The following is a 21585-nucleotide window of genomic DNA, read 5'->3' on the forward strand; positions in this document are numbered from 1 at the left end:
CAGTTTTCAGTCCGGGCCGTAGTGCGCACTACGCCCCATGAAGGCAGGTCACACCATGGATTTGGTAAACAACGTATTGGCAGCCCTGGCCGGGCCCGCACAGACACAGCGCTTCCTGCGGCTGCATACCGTGCTGGGCAGCGAGGTGTTGATTGCGGAAACCCTGGATGGCGTCGAACAGATCGATGGCATCGGCTTTCAATGGACCATCACCGCGCTCTCGGTCGATGCAGGCCTGCAGCTGCAACCCATGATCGGTAAGCCGGCACTGCTGCAACTTCAGCAGGCTGACGGCAGCCATCGGCCGTTGCATGGCCGCATCACGGCGGCGGAGCGGATTGGCAGCAATGGCGGGCTCGCCCGTTATCGCCTGCGTCTGCAGCCATGGTTGGCGTTCCTGTCACAGCGCGTGGACAGCTATGTTTTCCACGACAAGACCGTGGTCGAGATCGTCGAAGACATCTTCGCGGACTACGGTGCACTGGCGCCCGAGTGGCGTTGGGGGCTCACCGATGCCAGCCAATACGCCAAGCGCAGCCTGACCACCCAATATCAAGAAAGCGACCTTGCGTTCGTGCAGCGTCTGCTGGCCGAAGAAGGCATTTTCTACTGGTTCGAGCACGAAGGCGACGCGGACGCATCCGCCTTCGGCAAGCACACCTTGGTGCTCGCCGATCATAGCCACGACGTCACCGATCTGGGCAGCGTGCGCTTCCATCGCAAAGATGAGAGCGAGCGCAGCGACACCATCCAGCAGTGGCAGGAGCGACGCAGCTGGTGCACCCCCAAGGTAGAGCGTGCAACCTGGGACTACCGTAGCCTCGAACGTCGCCAGGCCAGCGCGCAAGCAGAGCAGGGCAGCGATCTCGGCATCATCGACCAGGACACCAGCGGGCCCTACGGCTGGCAGGACAATGCCCGTGGCCAGCGCCGCGCACAGCAGCATCTGGACGCACTGCGGGTGCGCGCGCATCTGATCGAAGGCGCCGGGCAATGGCGTGCACTCGCGCCGGGCGCAAAGCACACACTGTCGCAGCACCCACAGGTGGCTGGCGATACCGCTTTCCTCTGTATCTCGGTGCGGCACCAGGCCCGCAACAATCTGGACGCCGACGTATTTGATGCACTGGAACAGACGCTCGGCCCGATCAATCAGCGTGCACTTGCCCTGCCAACCGCATTGGCTGGTATCGCCAACGGCGCCGAGCGCAACGACATCGACACCGGTTTCTACGACAACCAGTTCGTGGTGATACCGGCGAAGGCAACCTACCGCCCGCAGACCGAAGATGGTCACGGCGTGCACCTGCACCCGCGTCCCAGCATTACCGGCACCTTGAGCGCGATCGTGGTCGGTGACGGCGACCCCTTGCTGTCCGATCGCGACCACCGCATCAAGGTGCAGTTCCCGTGGCAGCGCGGCGGCAGCGCCAGCAACGGTCTGGCGCACCCAGCCGGCGATGACAACGCACCCGCCGGCGGCAACGCCTGGACCTGGGTACGCGTGATGACCCCGTGGGCCGGCGACAACTGGGGCGGCGTGGTGTTGCCACGTCGCGGCCAGGAAGTGCTGGTCGCGTTTCTGGAAGGCGACATCGACCGACCAGTGATAGTCGGCGCGCTCTACAACGGTCGCGGCCAACAGGATGCACAGCACAATCAGTTGAACAACGGCGGCGCAAACGCCACCGGTAATGCCGCTGCATGGTTTGAAGGCAATGACCACGCCGCTGTGTACACCGGCTTCAAGAGCCAGGCACTGGCAGACAGCCAAAGCGGCACCGGTGGCTACCAGCAGCTGCGCTTCGACGACACACCGGGGCAGGGCCGCGCCCAGCTGTCGACAACCCAACACGACACCACCCTGACCCTCGGTCATCTAAAGGGCGGCAACGACAACGTGCGCGAAGGCGAACGTGGCTTCGGCGTGGAGCTCTCAACGCAAGCACACGGCAGCCTACGCGCCGGCCGTGGCCTGCTGCTGACAACGGAGGAGGGCACGCCGCAGATGGCAGCGCCACAAGCCATCGCACAGTTGCAGCAAGGTCACGACCTGCTCAAAAGCTTGGCCGACTCCGCGACTGATCAAGCCGCGCAGTTACCCAAAGACCCCGCCGAACTGCCCATCGATCAAACCCTGACCGAACTGCAGGAGCAGCTGAAAGCAACCCACACTGGCAGCAGCGCCGGCAGCATCAATGGCGGCGACGGCGAAGCGCCCGGCTGGAGCGCGCCCGTACTACTCGGTAGCGGCGTAGCCGGGGTGATGAGCCTCACCCCGGCCGACCAAGCATGGGTAAGTGGCACCCACACCTTGTTAAGCAGTGGAGTGGCATTGAACTGGATGACGCAAGGCTCGTTGAGCCTAGCAGTCGCGCAAGGCCTGGTGCTCTATACGGTGGGCAGCGAAGGCAGCAAAGACAGTCCCAATCAGGAGCGCGGCATCGCATTGCATGCAGCCCAAGGCAAGGTGAGCGCCCGCGCGCACAAGAACCAGGCCACGATCGCCGCGAAGACCAACGTCCGCATCGCCAGCACCGAAGCCGATATTGAACTGGCGGCACCAAGCAAGCATCTGCTGGCTACTGCGGCGGGTGCTTACATCCGGATTGAAGGTGACAACATCGAGCTGGGCGCGCCTGGGAAGATTGAGTTCAAGGCGAGTCAGAGGGATTGGGTGGGGCCGGCCAGTGTGAGTGCGGCGGCAGAGGTGCCAAACGGCGAGGGTAAAGGATGCGCTGAGCGAATTCGTGAAGCAGCCATTTCAGGCGCAGCTCTGGTATGAGTGTTGCTCTATGTTCTTCCGAAGAGATCGCTGAGCAGGCGACGTTGTCGCTTAGGCTCGAACTAGATCTGTCCAAGACGCATACCCTTGCAGTGCTAGTTGATCCGGCAATACGGGACCCTTGGTGCGAATTCGCTCCGTACCTCTCAAGCGATGCTTCGCCAAATTTTCTTAAAATTGCGCACCCAGATATTGATGCTAAGAAAGTACCGTACCTCCTCTGGATTGATGATGAGCGGAATAGTGAGCGAGTAGTAAGTGCATCTCTAGCAATCGCCGCTCGGGAGTGCGTAGCAGGTATGGCGGAGAGTCGTGGAGCAAGATCGGTTTGTGCATGGCTACCTATTCCGATCAACTCTATAAATGATGGGGCAGCTTTGGCTAGAGTGCTGGGTCGGAATGCGACCATCGTTCGATCTGGTGAAAAACCACTTTACTTTCGCTATTTTGACCCTCGAGTTATGGCTCAGCTTCAAGGCGTCCTTGATCTACAGCAACGCACTGCATTGATCTCGCCACTATCAAAATGGCTGTTTCTCGATTCGCATGGGCGTTTTCAGGTGATGGTTGGAACGCCGCGAGATCACGTGGGTGCAGATGGTTTCAGACTATCTGCAGATCAGCAGAGAGCGTTGGAGCGGGTGGCATGGTTGCAACAGTTACGGCATCAGGCAAAAGCGTGGGTGGGCAACCTATTGCCAGATGACCGACAGCTGGATGCTGCGTTGGCCGAGGCGCAATCAAAAGGTTTGGTGTCGCAAGAGGATTGTTTGGTTTACGCGACCTGTTTTTTCTTGTTTGGCTCGGAATTTGTCAAGCATCCATATGTTTCTCAGGCTGTTTTAGATGGTGCGATGAAAATAGGATGTTTTGCATCATGTATGGCTCGTCTAGAGAACACTAAATTGCAAGAAATCCGCTGTTTCGCGGAGAAAAATAGCCTAGGGCAGGGATTTCGTCATGACTGAGAAACAGGGGTCGCAAAACCTTTCCGGCGCGATACGAGCTGCAGCGAATGCTAAGGGCGAGATGCCAGGAAAGTGTCGTAACTGCACAGGCAAAATCGGCCTTGCGATTCTGCCGATCTGTTTCGCTCCTGCGCCAAATTACATGAACACCTGGCTCGAATCTGATCCGCTTGCGTCCGCGGAGCTGGCTAGACTAGGTGCGGCACTTAATGCAACTGACGAGTCCGCGACTTGGTACTACATGCGAACCCTGCAGACAGGTTACCTGTACATCTATAAACCCGACAACACGTGGGATGCGTATGTGGTAGGTGTTGATGGAATGCTCAATAGGACCCCGGTAGACGCGCTGCCAGATTCTCCGGATGGAGAGCTTCTGACCAAATGCCGTCGAGAAGGGCATAGCAATATGAAGCCACGTTTCATAACTCTGGATGCGACATTAGATAAGGTGTGGATCGCATTCAGCCAACATCGCTGGTCAAAAGAAGTTCGGCAACGCTATGAGAGCAATGCAGAAGGTTGCCGGATGCTAAGAATGACTGAACTAGACGTGGCGGCCGCTGCTAGAGGTGACGTCGGCTCAGGAAGAACGGTTGGTTTTGGCATGATGGTCACTGAAGATTCGCTTCGTGGGGTAGCTGATTTTACTTCTCCTGAGTTTCAGAAGCGTCTGCATGAATTCAGCCCCCGGGCTGTGTTGGATCTGTCTGCGATACGATCTACGTTGGCTTTGGAAATGGCAGCTGCGTCGGGCGGTGTCCCTTCCAGGAAAGGTGTCGCGCTGGTGATACCTGATCCAGTTGGGTTGGCTGATGACCACAATGCCTTGCGCTTCTTGGCGCAGCAAAGGTATGACGAGTGGAAAGCAGGTGGTGCTACTGTCGAAGGCAAAGATATCGATAGGCTTCGGGGTTGGAAGCGTCAGTCCGCTACTCATGTTACGTATATCGAGGCTTGGGTTCATCAACGGGCTGAATGGGAGGGTAAGCAGACCGCAGACAGCCTGAAGGCTGCGGGTGACATGATGCACTCGCAGGGCGGCGGCCTGCTAACGGAGCCAGACTTTCAGCGTCGCCACGGCCACGATGTTAATCAGCCGCTCAAGAAGAACAAAGGATTGAACGCCTATCATCGGGCCCGGTGGGTGCCATTTTCGGACCCCGTATCGGGAAAGCCGCGAATGACTACTTCGAAATTTTCGGAGACACTTGAGCCTCGCGATTACGATCCAAATTGGAAATCGGAGCGCCTCGGGTATGTGCAACTTTCGGATGAATTCTATGCTGCCAATGCTAACTATCATGGCGGCATAAGAGCAGAGAAGAAGTTGAATCGGTACCGCGAACGACTTGATGTTAGTGCGCTCGGTGCGTTCAATTTATTGTACGCGGCGCAAGAAGATGCGTGGCAAAGTACAATTAAAAAAATTGACGATGACTTGGTGAAGTTCGCAAAAGGAACCTGGCCAGATATTATCTTTTCAAATGACTTCGGTGTGAATTGTTCGCCCGGCAACCCAAAGGACGGGATTCAAGTCGCGCAGTCGGTGATCGACGCGGTGGCGCGTCTCCGGGCCGCAGAGTCATTATATGGCGGTGGTGCCGTTTCTGAGAGCTCATACAAGTTGCTGAATGATTTTTTTGAGCTCGATCCATCAGATCCAAAAAATTGGTTTGCGGGTGCGCTGCTTACAGGTTTCGATCTGCTCGGTAGTGCAATTTCGCCAGGAAATGCGGGAACTGTTTACTCTGCAATCGTTGGCGGTGCAATGTTGCCGAAATCATGGTGGCAGCAGTTCCGAGCCTATCAGCAGTCCGCTGTGATGGCCGCTGAAAGCTTGGTGACGGGGATGCAGCAGGTTGCAAACGAGAGCAAAAGTCGTGCTCTTAAAGCCGCGTCTGGAAAAGGTGGGGCGGCCGCGGCAGCAGCAATTGAGCAGATATCAGGCCGCGAAATCGTTTGGGTTAGAGCAGCAGCGTTATGGGATTTTATCGATTCAGAAAAGCAGCATTATTCGGTTAATGTAAAGATGAAAGTGGGCGAGTACCTTGATGCCATTACTGGTGGCAATCCCGCGTCCGCCGGTGCTTTTGAATTGAGTGGTCGAAAAGTTGGAGACAGAACCGCATCGCGGCAGGCCAATGCCAGCTCTAAGAAGATGCTAGAGAAGCTAAGTAGGCACCCTGGATTTCAGGCGGAGATTACAGTTCCGCTTATTGTCGAAAAAGACCTGTTGATTGGGGCAAAGGGTAAGCAGGGAACGGTTCAATTGTACAACATTGGTCAGGCGCAAGGCTTTTTGGAGCTTCCTGCGGACGTCGCATCAAGACTGGTTAAAGGCAACTCGATCTACCGGCCGCGAATGTGGGGAGCGTTTGTCAACAGAGAGGTTGGATTCTCTGTGTTTGGCGCAGTTCTTTCAGGGCGCCAGTTTTGGGATGCGATTCAGAAGATTGGTAGGACATCGGGATTCAATTTCGCCGATGCCGCGGTAAACGTAGTCGGCGGCATCTCAGGGACTGTGAGTGGAGTGCTTGAAATAGGTGCCTTCGCATTTCAAGCAGCAGGGCGGCAAGCCGCACCAGTGGGAGCATCTGTCCTCGCGGTTAATGTGAATCGGGCTCTCATGCTTCGGTTGCTGGCAGGGATATCGGCTGGTGTCGGAACATTGATGAGCGGAGTCTCTGCATACATTAGCGCCTTCAGAGCTGAAGCAAGGGGCGAGATAGAGGCGGAGCACAACTATCGTATTGCGGGGAAACTCCTTATCGCTTCCGGTTTTACGATGGTGGGTGGGTCGCTTCTGACTTGGAAGGCGGTCGTCGCTGCTAGGGTTGGAGAGCAAGTCGCCTTGCGGATATTGGGTGGCGTAGCACTTAGAAGTTCGCTAGGTGCTCTCGTGGGGGCAAGCCTAACTGGGATCGGCGTGGTGCTGCTGATCATAGGGGTCGCATGGGCGCTTTACGCCGCCAGCCTGGAACATGACGAGAACGAGAAGTTCCTAGATCGCTCGTTCTTCGGAAAGCATGAGCGAACCGAGGGACGATTCGGCGGACCAGCAATGGCCGATGAGGATGCTTGGTCTGGTCAAGGAATTAATGATGAGATCCTCGCTTTGGGGGCGCTTGCGCTTGGGATTTCCGCTGTCATCGATAATTGGGAGGATAACATTTTGAGCAGTGATGTTATCCGCGCAACAATAACGATTGGAAATTTGAACTTGGCCGAACAGGAAGTTCATTATCGACTTGAGGGATATGAGAGGATGCCGAACTTGTCGACAGAGCGTATTGCTTCGGGCGTTGATTTCGGAAGTAGTGCTACGGCTCCCCTGATTTTCCAGCAAGATGTGGAGAACGGATCGATCCATTTTGCAACTATTGGGCAGGATGTTCCTAGTAATTTCAATGTTGTGAGGTTGATCTATTCGCTGCATGAAAAGAAAGGAGGGGCGGCAATTGCACGAGGCGAGGTTTGGGAAAAGGATTGAAAATAAATGTGCTTCGCAGTTTGGTGAATAATGAATATTGAAGAATTAAATGGCACTTCTACAATCCAGTTGCCTCCTCGGGTCAAGCAGGCTTCCGTCAAAGCCGCCACGCACGGGGCAGTTATAGAAGTTTATGAGAATGGTCTGGCATTTGCTGATCAGATTGGAGTAATGCGCGGCTACTTAAGTAGCGGAGGAATTATTGGGCTTTTCGCCGTGGTATTAGGTATTTATTTGTCAATAAAAGTTGGTGCATCTTGGTCGATGCTGTTTGATTTCATTTTGCTTTTTGTCGCTTTTTTGTTTATTCAGATCGACTGGGTAGGTTATCGATACGAGCCAGTGCTGTTTGACCGATCATCAGGACAGGTTCATGTATTCAAATCATTGGGTCTGCCATGGTGGCAACTGGGATGGAATCTGTTTGGTCGGCCAAAAAGCGAAGTGCAGTCCTTTGACTGGGACTGCGTTGAAGCAGAGATTGTTTCCTTCACGATCTTCACGGGGCAGATTCCCAGGCGGGAGTGTTCGTTGGTGCTGTCGATCAAGAGCGAGCCGGGAGGAGCTGTCGAGATCCAGCGCGTTGGCGTCGGGCCCACCTTCGGCTACGGCGATACTAGTGGCGCTATTGAGCGTTGGGAATATGTTCGCCGCCTCATGGAGAAGCAAGGACCTGTTTGGGCGCCCGGTGAGTACCGTTTTAAAGATTTTGGTACTGGCTTCTGGGAATCGCTCACGATTGGACAGCCGCTAATAGGGCCTGGGTGCGGGGTGAACTGGCGTAAAGGCCCGTTGATCTGGATGCTTGGCGTGATAGCACTGATTGCTTTTCCCCTCACCGCGTATGCTGGCTTGTGCCGGTATGCAAGCTATAGGTTCAAGCGAGCACCTGAGTGGCCGCAGAGTGTCAAGCTCTCAGTTGGAGCAGGTCCTTTTGACGATGTTGCCGCTGCCGCAATTCATGAGGTAACGGGACGAAAGGGTAAAAAAGTTCAGCACAAAGTTGGCCGTAGCTGATGTGATTGCGCGATTGGATCACGTCAAATCGACATGGCTGGTCTTTCCAACTAACGGAGAACGCTCCTTGCGGCACCATTACATGGGTTCGAAGTGACCCAGCCTCAGGGGACTGATGTACGCCAAAGTTAAGACGTCTCGAGTGTGGTTGAAATGTTGAAAACCAGCACGGTTAGAGTGCGAAAACTCAATCAGCTGCATGCGATGGTTTACGTCTAAAGGACGAATGGGAGTAGTGGAGGATTTGAAGGTGAGGCTGAGATTGATATGAGGATGACAAATTGATCGAGGTGGATATGCTGAAGGAAACTTGGGTGGATGTATGGAGGCGGCCAGAGGTTGATCTTGAGTTTTCATCAGAGCTGTTAAAGAACAATGCTCACGCAAGGCGAGCTCCCTATCGAATACTTCCTTCGGACTTTAAGGTTTCATTGCAGGTAGATCCATATGCGCTTGGTGCAGTTCTGCGCGTCTACCCATCTGGGCTTGAGGTGGGAACTGTTCGAGGCGAGTACGCCGCGCAAACGCGGTGGTCGAAGGCTGTGGCTATAGCGTTCTTGATTTTCTGCGCGTTCGCTGCCTTTAGTGCGCTTGAGTCATTGTTTGCGGGGTCCCTCGTCGGTATTTCGTTTTCAGCAGCAATTGCATATTTTTGTCTTTGTGTTGGAATGGTCTTTAGGCGGTCCGCTTTATATCAAGCCACCGATGACCCGGTTTTGTTCAGTCGGAAGTCTCGGATGGTTTATGTGAGGCCTTATATAACCGGTGGTTTTTTTAGATTTTGGGTGAGTGGACGTCACGGACCGGCAGTTGCTTATCGCTGGGATGATCAGATTCGGGTGCGGATATACAATTATGTTTACTTCCGTGGGGCGAATCTGGCGTCGGAGGGGTTCGAGCTGGCGCTGCTCGCTATCCGCGATGGAACCGCGAACGAAGTGGAGCAGCTAATCCCGCTGGGCACGCAGGCTAATAGCTTCGATATAGACCAACTGGCACTGTGGGAGCACATCAGGCAGTACATGGAAGAAGACGGCCCGCCGCTGCAACCAGGTGACAAATTGCGCGCAACGGATCTTTCCCGCGTGCCGGAATTTCCAAAAGAGATTATCGGGGAGGTTGGTGGACCCGCCTTGGACCAAGATGCAATTGACCAGTTGGTCCAGGCGAAGCGACGCCAGTTATTACCTTTACGACTACGAGGATGGATTTGAGCAGATCTGTAAAATGTTGCGGAATCAGCACTAATTCGGATTCTCAGAATTTCTTCGTCGTAGTCGAGGAGCCGAGATCCCCCTGCTCGCTAGGATCCGCTCAGCTTGTCGACTCGCCAAGAGCTCTGCGTGGCGGTGACCTCGTCTCCTGTGGTCCTCAGGCGAAGTTGGCTGACAGTAGCGATCAGTCATGGCATTGAAGGAAACAACGGTAGCCGTCTGGAGTCAGGTAGAGCCTGAGGTCACTTTCAGTCCTGTGCTTTTCAGAGATAACGCGCACGCGCGACGCGCTCCCTATCGTGTTCTTCCAGCAGATCATTCAGTGTCTCTGGATGTTGATCCTGTAGCGTTTGACGCGGTGTTGCGGGTCTATCCGAAAGGTTTAGAGATCGGTACGGTTCGTGGCGAGTACGCCAAGAACGTCGGTTGGTCGAGGTTCTCTGCGTACTTTATGTGGGCAGTAGGGGCTTTCTTTCTGATTTTATTTATAATGGCGCTGATAGAAGAAGCCAGGCTCTCGGTCACGATTAGCTTGGTTTTCACGCTGCTTTTTTTTGGATTCCCTGCATATTTCCTTTTTTGCTTTGGATCGTATTTTTGGAGGCAGGCCAAAATTAGTTCGCTTGACGATCCAGTTTTGTTTATAAAAAAAACAAAGTTGGTTTATGTCCTTCTATACTTAAAGGGAGGTTTTTTTAAGTTCTGGAAGAGCGGTTCGCACGGTGCACCCATAGCGTACGGATGGGACGATCAGATTCGAGCGCGGATTTATAATTATATCTACTTCCGTGGAGCAAATCTTGCGTCAGAAGGCTTTGAGCTAGGCTTGCTCACCATTCGCGATGGCTCTGCCAACGAAGTTGATAACTTGATACAGCTCGGTGTTCAATCCAACGGTTTCGACAGTACGCAATTGGCGCTTTGGGAGCACATCAGGCAATACATGGAAGAAGATGGTCCGCCGCTGCAGCCGGGCGATAAATTGCGCGCAACGGATCTATCCCGCGTTCCAGAATTTCCCGCAGAGATTATCGAAGAAGCTGGTGGACCCGCCTTGGACCAGGATGCAATTGACCAGCTGGTCCAGGCGAAGCGACGCCAGTGATTACCAATATGGCTGCGAGCATGGATTTCGGCGGGTCCGCAAAACGTTGCGTTAGCAGTACTCCCCCAGATTTTCAGCTTTTTTTGGGGGTTATCGCGGAGCCAAGACCTACCCACTCGCTGGCACCTTTTCAGCGTGTCAACTCGCCAGGAGCTCGGGTGGATCGTGACCTCGTTTTCTGTGGTCCTCAGGCGGACCTCGCTGACGGTAGCGGTTGGTCATGGCGGTGAAGGAAACAACAGTAGCCGTCTGGAGTCAGGCGGAGCCTGAGGTAACTTTTAGTGCTGCGCTCTCTCGAGATAACGCGCACGCACGCAGGGCTCCGTATCGAGTTTTGCCGACGGATTTTGGTAAGTCTTTAGACGTCGATCCAGAAGCTTTTGATGCCATTTTGAGAGTGTATCCGGCGGCAATTGAGGTCGGTACTGTACGAGGGGAATATGCAAAGTATTTGAAATGGACGAAGTTTTCAGCGTTTGCTATGTGGTCGGTTAGCGCGCTTTCTTTCGTAATTTTTATGTTGGTTGTCGGTCGGATCGGCGCGTCGGTCAATGTGGCCTCTCTTGCGTACGCGGCGCTAATCGGTTCTTTGGCGTACGGAATGTTTTGCATGGGATTCATGTATTGGCGATCTGCACACTATCAATCGCTGGATGATCCGGTTTTGTTCTGCAGAGCGTCGAAATCTGTGTACGTGATGCCATATATAAGGGGAGGGTTCTTTAGGTTCTGGGAGGTAGGTCGATATGGCGAGGCGACACGGTACAGATGGAGTGATCAGATCCGCGCGAGGATCTACAGCTACATATACTTCCGTGGCGGAAATCTTGCGTCCGAAGGGTTTGAGCTAGGCTTGCTCACCATTCGCGCGGGCTCTGCCAACGAAGTTGATAACTTGATACAGCTCGGTGTTCAATCTAACGGTTTCGACAGTACGCAATTGGCGCTTTGGGAGCACATCAGGCAGTACATGGAAGAAGACGGCCCGCCGTTGCAACCAGGTGACAAATTGCGCGCAACGGATCTTTCCCGCGTGCCGGAATTTCCAGCAGAGATTATCGGAGAGGCTGGTGGACCCGCCTTGGACCAAGATGCAATTGACCAGTTGGTCCAGGCGAAGCGACGCCAGTGATTACCATTACGACTACGAGGATGGATTTGAGCAGATCTGTAAAATGTTGCGGCATCAGCACTCATTCGGATTCTCAGTATTTCTTCGTCGTAGTCGAGGAGCCAAGATCCCCCCGCTCGCCAGGATCCGCTCAGCGTGTTGACTCGCCAAGAGCTCTGCGTGATGGTGACCTCGTTTTCTGTGGTCCTCAGGCGAACCTAGCTGAAGGTGGCGGTTGATCGTGGCGGTGAAGGAAACAACAATAGCCGTCTGGAATCAGGCGGAGCCTGAGGTCACTTTTAGTGCTGCGCTTTCTCGAGATAACGCGCACGCGCGGCGCGCTCCTTATCGTGTCCTTCCGTCGAAACACGCGGATTCGCTTAATGTTGATCCTGTTGCGTTTGATGCCGTGCTGAGAGTTCATCCTTGCGGCTTGGAGATCGGTACTGTTCGTGGTGAATATTCGAAGAATGTGAGTTGGTCGAAGTTCTCTGCGTACTTTATGTGGGTCATAGGGTTGTATGTTTTTGTTTTAATTCTTTGGGCATTCATTGGCGCCTCTTTTTCTCCAGATATCGCTTTGCTTGTGGTTTCATACGGGTTCGCTTCATATTTCTTTTTTTGCTTTGGGACCTATTTTTGGCGTCTGGCGACAAAGAATTCGCTGGATGACCCTGTGCTGTTCAATAAGGAAAAAAGATTGGTCTATATCCTTCCTTACTTAAAGGGAGGGTTTTTTAAGTTTTGGAAGAGTGGCTCTCATGGCGCCCCGGTCGCGTACGGATGGGACGATCAGATTCGAGCGCGGATCTATAATTACATCTACTTCCGGGGTGCGAACCTTGCGTCAGAAGGCTTTGAACTAGGCCTGCTTGCCATCCGCGAAGGGACGATGAACGAAGTGGAGCAGCTGATCCAGTTGGGTGTTCAATCCAACGGTTTCGACAGTACGCAGTTGGCGTTGTGGGAGCATATACGGCAATACATGGAAGAAGATGGTCCGCCGCTGCAGCCGGGCGATAAATTGCGCGCAACGGATCTATCCCGCGTTCCAGAATTTCCCGCAGAGATTATCGAAGAAGCTGGTGGACCCGCCTTGGACCAGGATGCAATTGACCAGCTGGTCCAGGCGAAGCGCCGCCAGTGATTACAATTATCGCTGCGAGCATGGATTTGAGCAGATCTGTAAAATGTTGCGGCAGCAGCACTCATTCGGATTCTCAGTATCTCTTCGTCGTAGTCGCGGAGCCAAGATCCCTCCGCGCGCCAGGATCCGCTCAGTTTGTCGGCTCGCCAAGAGCTCTGCGTGACGGTGACCTCGTTTCCTGTGGTCCTCAGGCGAAGTTGGCTTACAGTAGCGATCAGTCATGGCATTGAAGGAAACAACGGTAGCCGTCTGGAGTCAGGTAGAGCCTGAGGTCACTTTCAGTCCTGTGCTTTCCAGAGATAACGCGCACGCGCTCCTTATCGGGTTCTCCCGGCGGATCATTCGGTGTCGCTAGGTGTTGATCCTGTTGCGTTTGACGCCGTATTGCGTGTGCATCCCGAGGGCTTGGAGGTTGGTACTGTTCGTGGCGAGTATGCGAAAAATGTGGGCTGGTCGAAATTCTCCGCATATTTCATGTGGGTTGTAGGGGCGTACGTTTTCATGTTGATCTTGCGATCAATTATCGTTTCTGATTTCTCGATTTCACCAGGTCTAGTTTTTCTTGTGATTTCTTACGGGTTCGCGTCATATTTTCTCTTTTGTTTTGGAACGTATTTTTGGCGTCTGGCGAAAGTTAACACACTGGATGACCCTGTCCTGTTTAACAAAAAGACAAAGTTGGTCTATGTTCTTCCCTACTTAAAAGGGGGTTTTTTAAGTTCTGGAAGAGTGGTTCTCATGGCGCGGCATTGGCGTACCGATGGGAGGATCAGATCCGAGCGCGAATCTATAATTACATCTACTTCCGTGGTGCAAATCTTGCGTCAGAAGGCTTTGAGCTAGGCTTGCTCACTATTCGCGAGGGCTCTGCCAACGAAGTTGATAACTTGATACAACTCGGTGTCCAATTCAACGGTTTCGACAGTACGCAATTGGCGCTTTGGGAGCACATCAGGCAGTACATGGAAGAAGACGGTCCGCCGCTACAACCAAGTGACAAATTGCGCGCAACGGACCTATCCCGCGTTCCAGAATTTCCCGCAGAGATTATCGAAGAGGCCGGCGGACCGGCCTTGGACCAGGATGCGATTGACTGCTTGATTCAGTTGAAGGGAGTTCCTTGAGTACTAATGCCACTGCGAAAATGAAACTCGAATAGACCTGGGCCACGCAGAAGCGCGTTTTCGACTTCTCTGGTGTCGACGCAATGCTCGAAGCCAATATTCAACGATTCAACGACAGCCGACCAGAGCACAGGCCCGCGCATGAGTAATGAAGAAACCAGTTGCACGTCGATAGTGCGCCTTTCTTCGCACAACGATCAGGTATCCGCTATCGCGGCAACGCACGGTGCGGTGGTTGAAGTTTATGAGAATGGTTTGTCGTTCGTCGATCAAGTTGGTGTGATGCGCGGTTACCTGAGTAGTGGAGGATTCCTTGGACTGGTCGGGGCGACTCTTGGGGTTTATGTGACAATGCAACTAGGGGCATTTTGGATGTTCTTAGTTCAGCTATTTATTATTTTTATTGCCTTGCTGTTCATCCAAGTTGACTGGATGGGTTATCGATATGAGCCCGTGCTGTTTGATCGGTCATCCGCGAAGGTTCACGTCTTCAAGTCAACGGGTCTGCCCTGGTGGCAGTGGGGTTGGAATATATTTGGTCGGCCAAAAAGCGAAGTGCAGTCCTTTGACTGGGACTGCGTTGAAGCAGAGATTGTTTCCTTCATGATCTTCACGGGGCAGATTCCAAGGCGGGAGTGTTCGTTGGTGCTGTCGATCAAGAGCGAGCCGGGAGGAGCTGTCGAGATCCAACGCATTGGCGTCGGGCCTACCTTCGGCTACGGCGATACTAGCGGTGCCATTGAGCGTTGGGAGTATGTTCGCCGGCTTATGGAGAAGAGCGGGCCTGTTTGGGCGCCCGGTGAGTACCGGTTTAAAGATTTTGGTACTGGGTTTTGGGAATCTCTCACGATTGGACAGCCCCTAATAGGGCCTGGGTGCGGGGTGAACTGGCGTAAAGGCCCGTTGATCTGGATGCTTGGCGTGATAGCACTGATTGCTTTTCCTCTCACCGCGTATGCTGGTCTGTGCCGTTATGCAAGTTATAGGTTCAAGCGAGCACCGGCGTGGCCGCAGAGTGTCAAGCTTTCGGTTGGAGCAGGTCCTTTTGACGATGTCGCCGCTGCCGCAATTCATGAGGTAACGGGACGAAAGGCTAAGGTAGTCCAGCAAAAAGTTGGGCGTAGCTGACGTGGTTGCGCCATTATGGACAGTTCGAACAACTCCCTCGTGACCTGTGACCTCCCCCAAGAAAACTGGTGAAGGCTAAAGTAAAGACTTCGGCAGCATTGGGCCCCGTGACGAACGAGGATTCAGGTATGAAGAAGTCGCGTTTCACCGAGGTGCACATTGCGTACGCCCTGAAGCAGGCAGAGCTTGGAACGGCATTGGGCGAGATCTGCAGAAACACGGGCATTGCCGAGGCCGCCTTTTACGTATGGCGGAAGAAGTATGGTGGGCTTGTGCCTTCCGAGCTGGAACGTTCAAGGCTACTGAAGAGGAAAGCCGCAAGCCCAGGCAGTTGCTTGCCGATCTTGGTCTGGACAATGCCATTATTAATTAAGTTCTGGAGTGAGTAATGCCAAAAGAAAGCAATCCAGACTACCGAGTGCTAATTCCTGTTTGTAGAGCAGGCGAGCCGTGGTTTGAATTTGATGCTGAGGTCAAAGGGAAGACTTCGTTGCCAGTGCTCTCCCCGTATCGCGCTGCTGGGCGGGCAAAAGATATGCCTGCGCACGACAAGGCGAGCGGCTGTGATTCAGTTTTGGCCGTGCATGAGCGAGCAATTGTTGTTGGGGCGCCAGCTGGAACCTCAGACGCATTCGCGATGCTGGTTGTTTTTTCCGTGCTTTTTTTTGTCGCGGCAGCTGGGATGATTTATTTGTCGGTTGATGCTTTCCTGGCACACATCAATGCTGAGGTCGGCTTTAATTTGCCGATCTCCATAATTTCTTCACTGGTCTCTCTGTTTCTTTTGAACTTCTCATTTTTCTGTTTTCGGCTGGCTTTCTTGACTCCTCGGGATCAGCCGGTTGTTTTTAATAAAGAAACCGGCGATGTTCATTTCTTTACAATAGTTCCAATGAAGTTCTGGAAGTTTTGGAGCCTGGCAGGTATTGGAGCGGTGAGGACGCGCCGTTGGGAGGATGTCCATGCACGGAGCTATCATGTGAGCGAGTTGACGGGAGAGGCGATGCGTTCGTCATACTCCTTGGCTCTTCTTTGGGCCAGCGAGCCCGCGTCGCGCCTGTGCACGGATGTGGTCAACATTGGCTACAAGGGCTGGTGGGAGGATGAGCTGCTTTGGCGGCTCTACGAGCACATTCGTCGTTACATGGAGGAAGATGGGGCGCCACTTCCAGAAGGCGAGTACCTGCGAACGTCGGGTCACGGGAAAATGCCTGCGTTTCCGCCCGAGGTGATCCTGGCCGCGGGCGGCGAAGCATTGAGCGAGGAGCAGATTAGACGGCGCTTTTATTCGTCGCGCTGATGCCTTGGAACGGTCGCCGTATCCAATCAGCCCGGAGATCGCTGTAAGCTCTCAAGCCTATGGCAAGATGATTTTCTGAAAGGAGGGGTGGGGTGGACTATGCTGGACTTGATGCACGGAATCTTCGTTTCTCTGTAAATCGACCGCTTAGTGATAGCGAACGGGCGCGCCGGCTCAATAAGCGCGCAAAGGCTGGCGCAGACCCATGCAGTATAATGTCGGTTATCCGCGTCAATTCGACATTTCTGGAACTGGTTGATCGCTGGTACCCAGGAAAAGGGTTCAACGTCTGGCTCGGGCTTCTGATTGGCCTTGGATATTCGCCTATCCTACAGGTGGGCTATTTATTCATGACTGGCCCTCCCTTCAAGGAGGATGAGTGGTTGATACCATGGGCTATCTGGTTGTTCATTGTGCCGGTGTCGCTGTTTATCATTTCTGGCGTTTACTGGATGGTACGCAGCGAGTGCTTCCGCTGGACTCACTATCCAATGCGCCTGAATCGGAGATCCCGAAAGGTCTACGTATTTCGACAGAACGGAACTGTGCTTTCTGCGGATTGGGATAAGTTATTCTTTTTTATCGGTGAGTCGACTACCCCGCCAGCAGGTAAGACCAATGACCTGCGTATGCATCTCCTTTCTGAAGATGGGAAGATGGTCCTGGAGACATATACCCTGGGCTATGCATACATGTCGGATGAGAACGATCTGATGCGGCTTTGGGAGTTTATTAGGCAGTACATGGAGTATGAGAACGGGCCGGAGCTGGCGGCGGCGGAAGTGCCTATCTTCCTGCCGATCCATGACCGCAGGGAGGGCTTCCTCTTTGGAGTTTTTCGGGCTTTCGCGAGCTTTATGCGATTTCCCGTTTTGCACTTGATTCTGTGTCTCCCTTTTGGGTTCATAGCACTCTGCCGCTACCTTGCGATGAGGACGTCTCGCATCCCCGTGTGGCCCGCGGATGTACAAGCCGCGAACGAGATAGGCGCAGATGATCCTTTCCAGCGTGATTGGCGGAACAACATCAAGCTTGGCTTCCTGGAATTGATCTGGCCGCTGATCTGCACGCTGATCGGGGTTGCTTCAGGAGTTTGGATCGTTTGGAGCATTTTGGAGGCGACCAGCTGATCAGCTGTGGATGGGGCAGGATGGCTTTCTGCCGTTGGATAGCTGATGTCGCCTGTCTGACAAGTTGATCCCGGCATTTTCGGAAGTGCCCAGGCAAACCAGCCTCAAGCAGACCACCGGTAGGCAAGGGAGCTTCCGTGAGCGCCGGATCGGCACGGCGTCGGTGATCCAAGCCCTTGGTTGTCTCGCAGGTTTGCTGCTGAATCACGGGCATCCAACGAGTTTCACTTTGCATACGACGAAAAACCCGCCTGGGCGGGTTCGTTTTATGGGTCAAATAGAATCAGGTTTCCGAACCCGCTTCAGTAGGGCTCGAACTTGGGCCAAATGGTGACAAAGCAGTCTTCAGTCGACTCTCAAGCGCGCATGGCCAGCCAAAGGCCCGCCAATGCGCGCGCCATCACATCACATCGCCGGACAAGCTGGATCCCTGCCGCGTACACCCGCACAGATCTTCGCGCGGCACTCCAGGCCCTTTGTGGTGTTCGCGCCAGGGCACGCGCGCAGCTGGGTCTGGATCGTGGACTCGGTTGAAGCGGTCTTCCGCGTCGCGACCTGATCGAACGCGACGCGCTCATCGTCGGCGCGCTTCTTGTCATCGGCTTCAATTTTAGCGATCAGATCATCCATGGTCTGAGGCTGTGGCGCGGTAGCGCTTTTCTTCTTCTTGCTTTCCTCTTCCTTGATGATGCCCAGCAGCGTACCCAGCAGGTTGTCGTCGGGGTTCCTGCTGCCTGCGGCAGGGCGTGCGGCTGCTGGGGTGCGTTGCGCGCGCGCGTCTCGTGCCGCGGGTGCTGGCGATGCATTTGCTGTCGCGGCTTCCGGCGGAGCAGTGGCCGCATTGCGGCTCTTCGCGTCTGCGGTTTCTGGCGCATCAACAATCATCGCCGCGCCATCGCTGGGTGCAGCAGATGGTGCGTCGGGGTGGCCGGTAGCGCCGGTTACAGATGAATCTGGATTTGCATCCGGGTTCAGTGAGTACTCGGTGCTGTCCTGGGACGCGCTACTTGCGAGCCACCACAGCGTTGCTGTGCCGGTTGCCAGCAACAATGCGCAGCACGCGCCAACCCATAACCAGACGTGCCGGCTGTGGGGTGGCCGGTCTTTGGTGGCGCGCGATGATGCGGCAACCTGTCGACCTTCCATGTCTGCGAGAATGCGGCCCGTGTTCGGTGCCGGGCCGTTGTTCTGCGCTCCCCCTGAGAGCAGACTCGGCCGATTTATTCCGCCATTATTCAAGTGCTTCCAGCCCTTGGTTTGAGTCGGCTAGTGCCGAAACGAATACGCGCATTTGTAGAGTAAGCCTCTCGATGCGTCAACCTGCATTGTCGTCATGGAGGACCGGTGACTGTAATTGTCGTTGTAGCCATTGTGCTGTTGTTGCTTGTCGCGCTGCTTTGTTGGGGCTTGCTGTTTCCCGAGTCGTTTGGCCCGGTGTTTGCGAGTCTGCGCGCGCGATGGGCTGCGGCGCGGCAAAGGGCTGGGCGTGCGGGTGATCGTGCGGGACAAGGCGCCGCAAGGGTACGTAGTGGGGTTCGTGAAGAAGTTGTTAGTGTGCGCGGTGCGCTGCGCCGGCACTGGCCTGTACTGGCGATTGCGATCGGCTTGTTGAGCATTCCTCCTGTGATAATTCTGATGTCGCGACAGACGGTTGTGCTGTCAGACTTCAGCGGTGATGACCTGGCTGAGTCCGGATCGATGGTTGCGCAGTTGTTGCGCGGGGAACGGCTGACGCCGCCGCCGGCGCCGCCGCCAGAGGTGTTCACCACTGTCGAGATAAAGCGTATGCGTCCAGAGATAGTTACAGCTGATCGCAAATGGAATCAGATTGATCCGGATCTGCAGCAACGCGTTCTGGCTATCTACGAAGTGATGCGACGCCAGTATGGTTACGAGATGGTGCTGATCGAAGGCTATCGCAGCCCTGAGCGCCAGGCAGAGTTGATGGCGGGCGGCAAGGCAACCCGTGCCGGTGCCTGGCAGAGCTGTCACCAATACGGGTTGGGCGTGGACAGTGCGCCAATCCGTGACGGTCGTCTGCAATGGGACATGGAAGACCCGTGGACCCGGCGCGGCTATTTTCTGTACGGCGAGCTTGCTGAACAGGCGGGGCTGGACTGGGGTGGCAACTGGCGCAGCATCAAGGACTACGTACACGTGGAGGCTACAGCCCAATGCAAGGCGGCACGTAACGCGAAGCGTGATGAACTGCGACGCCAAGGCTTATAAGCACGAACAAGTGCTGGTATCGTAAGCCGGTGATGACTCGGGTCGCCGTTGGACAGGGGCGATGGAAAGACCGGGTCACGGCGAATCAAGGAGCATGATGCATGGCACGACCGTTTATCGTTGTCGGCGACAAGTTGAGTCATGGCGGTAGCGTGGTGTCTGGCACCGGCCAGACCGACGTCAATGGCAAACCAATATCCCGAATCGGGGACCGCGCTATCTGTGCGGTGCACGGGGCAACTTCAATCATCAGTGGTGATGCTACCGTCGTAATCGACGGGCAGCCTGTGGCACGTGACGGAGATCGCACTGCGTGTGGTGCCACATTGATGGCCACACAGAGCAGTACTGGGTTGGGCTAATCGCGACACGCAGTACAGGAGCAGGCATGGAGCACGGCGACTGATGGCAGGATGGTTGAAGAACGCGGGGAGCGTAATGATGGTTTTCGTTGCCACCTGGGCGGCGGCCATCATGTACTGGCGTAGCAGTGGCACTACCCCCAATGGCATGCAGATGCTGGCCTATCTCGGTGTATTGCCGGTGGGCTTGAGTGGTGCCGGCTACATGCTGCGCGGCATGCTTTCCCGTGGCGTGGGAAAAGTTGTTGAAGCAAGCGCGGGTGCCGATGAGGTATCGCCTGCAGCGACGGCGGCCTCCACCGGCGCAGCGGTGCCGTCGATAGCGCTAACCGCAGGCAGCATTCACCTGAGTGCCGGCAAAGACGCCGGCGCAATGTTGACGGTTGCGTCAGCGCTGCCGAGGCCGCAGTTGGACAATCGTTTCCGCGATGCCAACAACCTTCCGATCCGGATCAGCGCCGTGGCTGATCTTGACGAGTGGTTGGTGTTGTCCGAACGTGAAGGTGATATCGATACCGCAGCCCATGAAAGGCGCGCGATGGCGTTGCTGCAACCGGTTCTGGAGCAGCTGCTTGACGCAGCTCACCTGGTGATGCCGGCGATCATTGGCGGCGAGGAGGTCGTGGTTGCCGGCCTGCGCCGGCGTGAAGAGCAACGGATTGAGAATATTCTTACTGTCGAGCTCGTCGTATCGCCGACGTGGTCCGATGGTTTGCGCCACTGGGCGCAGGCTTGGCTGCAGGAGCAGGCGGTGCAGGCCGGTTTGGATGGGCGCCGGTTTGATGTGCGCATCAGCGTGTTTGAGCGCTCAGGCGATGTGTGGGCGCATCTGCAGCGCGTTGTTGACGCGTTGAGCTCTGGTACGCCTCGCTGGCATCTGCTGGTTTCCTGTTACTCCTCGATTGACGCCGTGGTCATCAATACCTGGATGGCTCGCGGCATGTTGGCTACCGCGCAGAACGCAGATGGCCTGGTGCCGGGCGAGGGTGCGGCGGGTGTGCTGCTGGCCAGTACTCAACTCGCAGGTGAAGGTGCCGGGCGTTTGTGGCGGCCGCAGTTGGAGCGGCTTGAGGCGGCCTATGGCAGTCGGCCAGCGGAACTCCGTCGGCAGCTTGCAGCGGCGGCACAGCAATGGCTGCAGCCGTTGCTGGCCGATGCAGGCCGGCTGCAGTTTGTTCTGCACGACACCGATCAACGTCCAGACTCCATTGTTGCTACCGCAGCGGTTACGGCTGCCATCAATCCGGATCTGGACTTCAGTTCACAAAGCCTTGCCCTGGCCCTGTGCTCAGGTGAGCTCGGCCCGGTGTTGCCGGTCACGCAGCTGGCTTTGGCTTATGCGCAGTTGCAACGACAGTCCGAGGCTGTGCTGCTGTTGGGCGTTGCCGACGCGCAGCAACGTTTGTTTGGTCTCGTAGAGCCGCTTCCTTCCCCGACCCTGGCGGCTGAAATGCCAGCAGTCAACTAAACCC

The 21585-nt window shown here is 55.1% G+C and carries 16 protein-coding genes and 1 pseudogene; 16 read left to right on the forward strand and 1 reads right to left on the reverse strand.

Going from position 1 to position 21585, the window contains the following annotated elements; translation table 11 throughout:
- Positions 1-55: 55 nt before the first annotated feature.
- The 13 genes and pseudogenes from ACVOLL_RS01695 (at position 56) to ACVOLL_RS01755 (ending at position 17522) form a co-directional block, all read left to right on the forward strand.
- The gene (locus tag ACVOLL_RS01695) at positions 56-2785 is read left to right on the forward strand and encodes a type VI secretion system Vgr family protein (RefSeq protein ID WP_481511286.1); all 2730 of its coding nucleotides are present in this window, start codon (positions 56-58) and stop codon (positions 2783-2785) included.
- Positions 2782-3753 (forward strand): DUF4123 domain-containing protein, encoded by a 972-nt coding sequence (locus tag ACVOLL_RS01700; RefSeq protein WP_481511287.1) that lies wholly within the window; start codon positions 2782-2784, stop codon positions 3751-3753. The genes ACVOLL_RS01695 and ACVOLL_RS01700 overlap by 4 nt, the downstream gene beginning before the upstream one ends.
- Positions 3746-7246, forward strand: coding sequence for a T6SS effector BTH_I2691 family protein (locus tag ACVOLL_RS01705; protein WP_481511288.1), 3501 nt, complete (start codon positions 3746-3748; stop codon positions 7244-7246). The genes ACVOLL_RS01700 and ACVOLL_RS01705 overlap by 8 nt, the downstream gene beginning before the upstream one ends.
- A gap of 30 nt (positions 7247-7276) precedes the next feature.
- On the forward strand, positions 7277-8263 hold the full coding sequence (locus ACVOLL_RS01710) for a DUF6708 domain-containing protein (protein WP_481511289.1): 987 nt from the start codon (positions 7277-7279) through the stop codon (positions 8261-8263).
- 290 nt (positions 8264-8553) lie between these two features.
- Entirely contained in the window at positions 8554-9477 is a 924-nt protein-coding gene (locus ACVOLL_RS01715; protein ID WP_481511365.1) for a DUF6708 domain-containing protein, read from the forward strand.
- Between the two features lie 190 nt (positions 9478-9667).
- Entirely contained in the window at positions 9668-10582 is a 915-nt protein-coding gene (locus ACVOLL_RS01720) for a hypothetical protein (protein ID WP_481511290.1), read from the forward strand.
- A gap of 220 nt (positions 10583-10802) precedes the next feature.
- On the forward strand, positions 10803-11714 hold the full coding sequence (locus ACVOLL_RS01725; RefSeq protein WP_481511291.1) for a DUF6708 domain-containing protein: 912 nt from the start codon (positions 10803-10805) through the stop codon (positions 11712-11714).
- A gap of 220 nt (positions 11715-11934) precedes the next feature.
- Positions 11935-12840, forward strand: a complete 906-nt coding sequence (locus tag ACVOLL_RS01730) for a DUF6708 domain-containing protein (RefSeq protein ID WP_481511292.1) — start codon at positions 11935-11937, stop codon at positions 12838-12840.
- 845 nt (positions 12841-13685) lie between these two features.
- Entirely contained in the window at positions 13686-13964 is a 279-nt protein-coding gene (locus ACVOLL_RS01735) for a hypothetical protein (protein ID WP_481511293.1), read from the forward strand.
- A gap of 141 nt (positions 13965-14105) precedes the next feature.
- Positions 14106-15092: a DUF6708 domain-containing protein gene (locus tag ACVOLL_RS01740; RefSeq protein WP_481511294.1), complete on the forward strand. Its 987-nt coding sequence runs from the start codon at positions 14106-14108 to the stop codon at positions 15090-15092.
- Positions 15093-15220: 128 nt separating this feature from the next.
- Positions 15221-15459, forward strand: a pseudogene (locus ACVOLL_RS01745) (transposase); the annotation flags it as partial.
- A 21-nt stretch (positions 15460-15480) separates the two neighbouring features.
- The gene (locus ACVOLL_RS01750; protein ID WP_481511295.1) at positions 15481-16392 is read left to right on the forward strand and encodes a DUF6708 domain-containing protein; all 912 of its coding nucleotides are present in this window, start codon (positions 15481-15483) and stop codon (positions 16390-16392) included.
- A 215-nt stretch (positions 16393-16607) separates the two neighbouring features.
- Positions 16608-17522, forward strand: a complete 915-nt coding sequence (locus tag ACVOLL_RS01755; RefSeq protein WP_481511296.1) for a DUF6708 domain-containing protein — start codon at positions 16608-16610, stop codon at positions 17520-17522.
- Between the two features lie 405 nt (positions 17523-17927).
- Here ACVOLL_RS01755 and ACVOLL_RS01760 read toward each other — a convergent pair whose 3' ends face one another.
- A complete protein-coding gene (locus ACVOLL_RS01760; protein ID WP_481511297.1) occupies positions 17928-18668 on the reverse strand; it encodes a hypothetical protein in 741 nt (246 codons plus the stop codon).
- Between the two features lie 489 nt (positions 18669-19157).
- Between ACVOLL_RS01760 and ACVOLL_RS01765 the strand changes: the two genes are divergently transcribed.
- From ACVOLL_RS01765 to ACVOLL_RS01775, 3 genes are all read left to right on the forward strand, one after another.
- Positions 19158-19751 carry a M15 family metallopeptidase gene (locus ACVOLL_RS01765; RefSeq protein ID WP_481511298.1) on the forward strand — a complete coding sequence of 198 codons (594 nt, stop codon included), beginning with the start codon at positions 19158-19160 and terminating at the stop codon, positions 19749-19751.
- Between the two features lie 101 nt (positions 19752-19852).
- The gene (locus ACVOLL_RS01770; protein WP_481511299.1) at positions 19853-20113 is read left to right on the forward strand and encodes a PAAR domain-containing protein; all 261 of its coding nucleotides are present in this window, start codon (positions 19853-19855) and stop codon (positions 20111-20113) included.
- 76 nt (positions 20114-20189) lie between these two features.
- Positions 20190-21581 carry a hypothetical protein gene (locus tag ACVOLL_RS01775; protein ID WP_481511300.1) on the forward strand — a complete coding sequence of 464 codons (1392 nt, stop codon included), beginning with the start codon at positions 20190-20192 and terminating at the stop codon, positions 21579-21581.
- The last annotated feature ends 4 nt before the right edge of the window (positions 21582-21585 follow it).

Source organism: Stenotrophomonas sp. STEN035, assembly GCF_056759935.1.

Bases quoted from the DNA above. Each gene is read 5' to 3' on its own strand.
- ACVOLL_RS01740 (WP_481511294.1), top strand. From the start codon at position 14,106: ATGAGTAATGAAGAAACCAGTTGCACGTCGATAGTGCGCCTTTCTTCG.
- ACVOLL_RS01700 (WP_481511287.1), top strand. From the start codon at position 2,782: ATGAGTGTTGCTCTATGTTCTTCCGAAGAGATCGCTGAGCAGGCGACG.
- ACVOLL_RS01720 (WP_481511290.1), top strand. From the start codon at position 9,668: ATGGCATTGAAGGAAACAACGGTAGCCGTCTGGAGTCAGGTAGAGCCT.
- ACVOLL_RS01695 (WP_481511286.1), top strand. From the start codon at position 56: ATGGATTTGGTAAACAACGTATTGGCAGCCCTGGCCGGGCCCGCACAG.
- ACVOLL_RS01725 (WP_481511291.1), top strand. From the start codon at position 10,803: ATGGCGGTGAAGGAAACAACAGTAGCCGTCTGGAGTCAGGCGGAGCCT.
- ACVOLL_RS01705 (WP_481511288.1), top strand. From the start codon at position 3,746: ATGACTGAGAAACAGGGGTCGCAAAACCTTTCCGGCGCGATACGAGCT.
- ACVOLL_RS01755 (WP_481511296.1), top strand. From the start codon at position 16,608: ATGTCGGTTATCCGCGTCAATTCGACATTTCTGGAACTGGTTGATCGC.
- ACVOLL_RS01770 (WP_481511299.1), top strand. From the start codon at position 19,853: ATGGCACGACCGTTTATCGTTGTCGGCGACAAGTTGAGTCATGGCGGT.
- ACVOLL_RS01710 (WP_481511289.1), top strand. From the start codon at position 7,277: ATGAATATTGAAGAATTAAATGGCACTTCTACAATCCAGTTGCCTCCT.
- ACVOLL_RS01750 (WP_481511295.1), top strand. From the start codon at position 15,481: ATGCCAAAAGAAAGCAATCCAGACTACCGAGTGCTAATTCCTGTTTGT.
- ACVOLL_RS01765 (WP_481511298.1), top strand. From the start codon at position 19,158: ATGTCGCGACAGACGGTTGTGCTGTCAGACTTCAGCGGTGATGACCTG.
- ACVOLL_RS01760 (WP_481511297.1), bottom strand. From the start codon at position 18,668: ATGGAAGGTCGACAGGTTGCCGCATCATCGCGCGCCACCAAAGACCGG.
- ACVOLL_RS01775 (WP_481511300.1), top strand. From the start codon at position 20,190: ATGATGGTTTTCGTTGCCACCTGGGCGGCGGCCATCATGTACTGGCGT.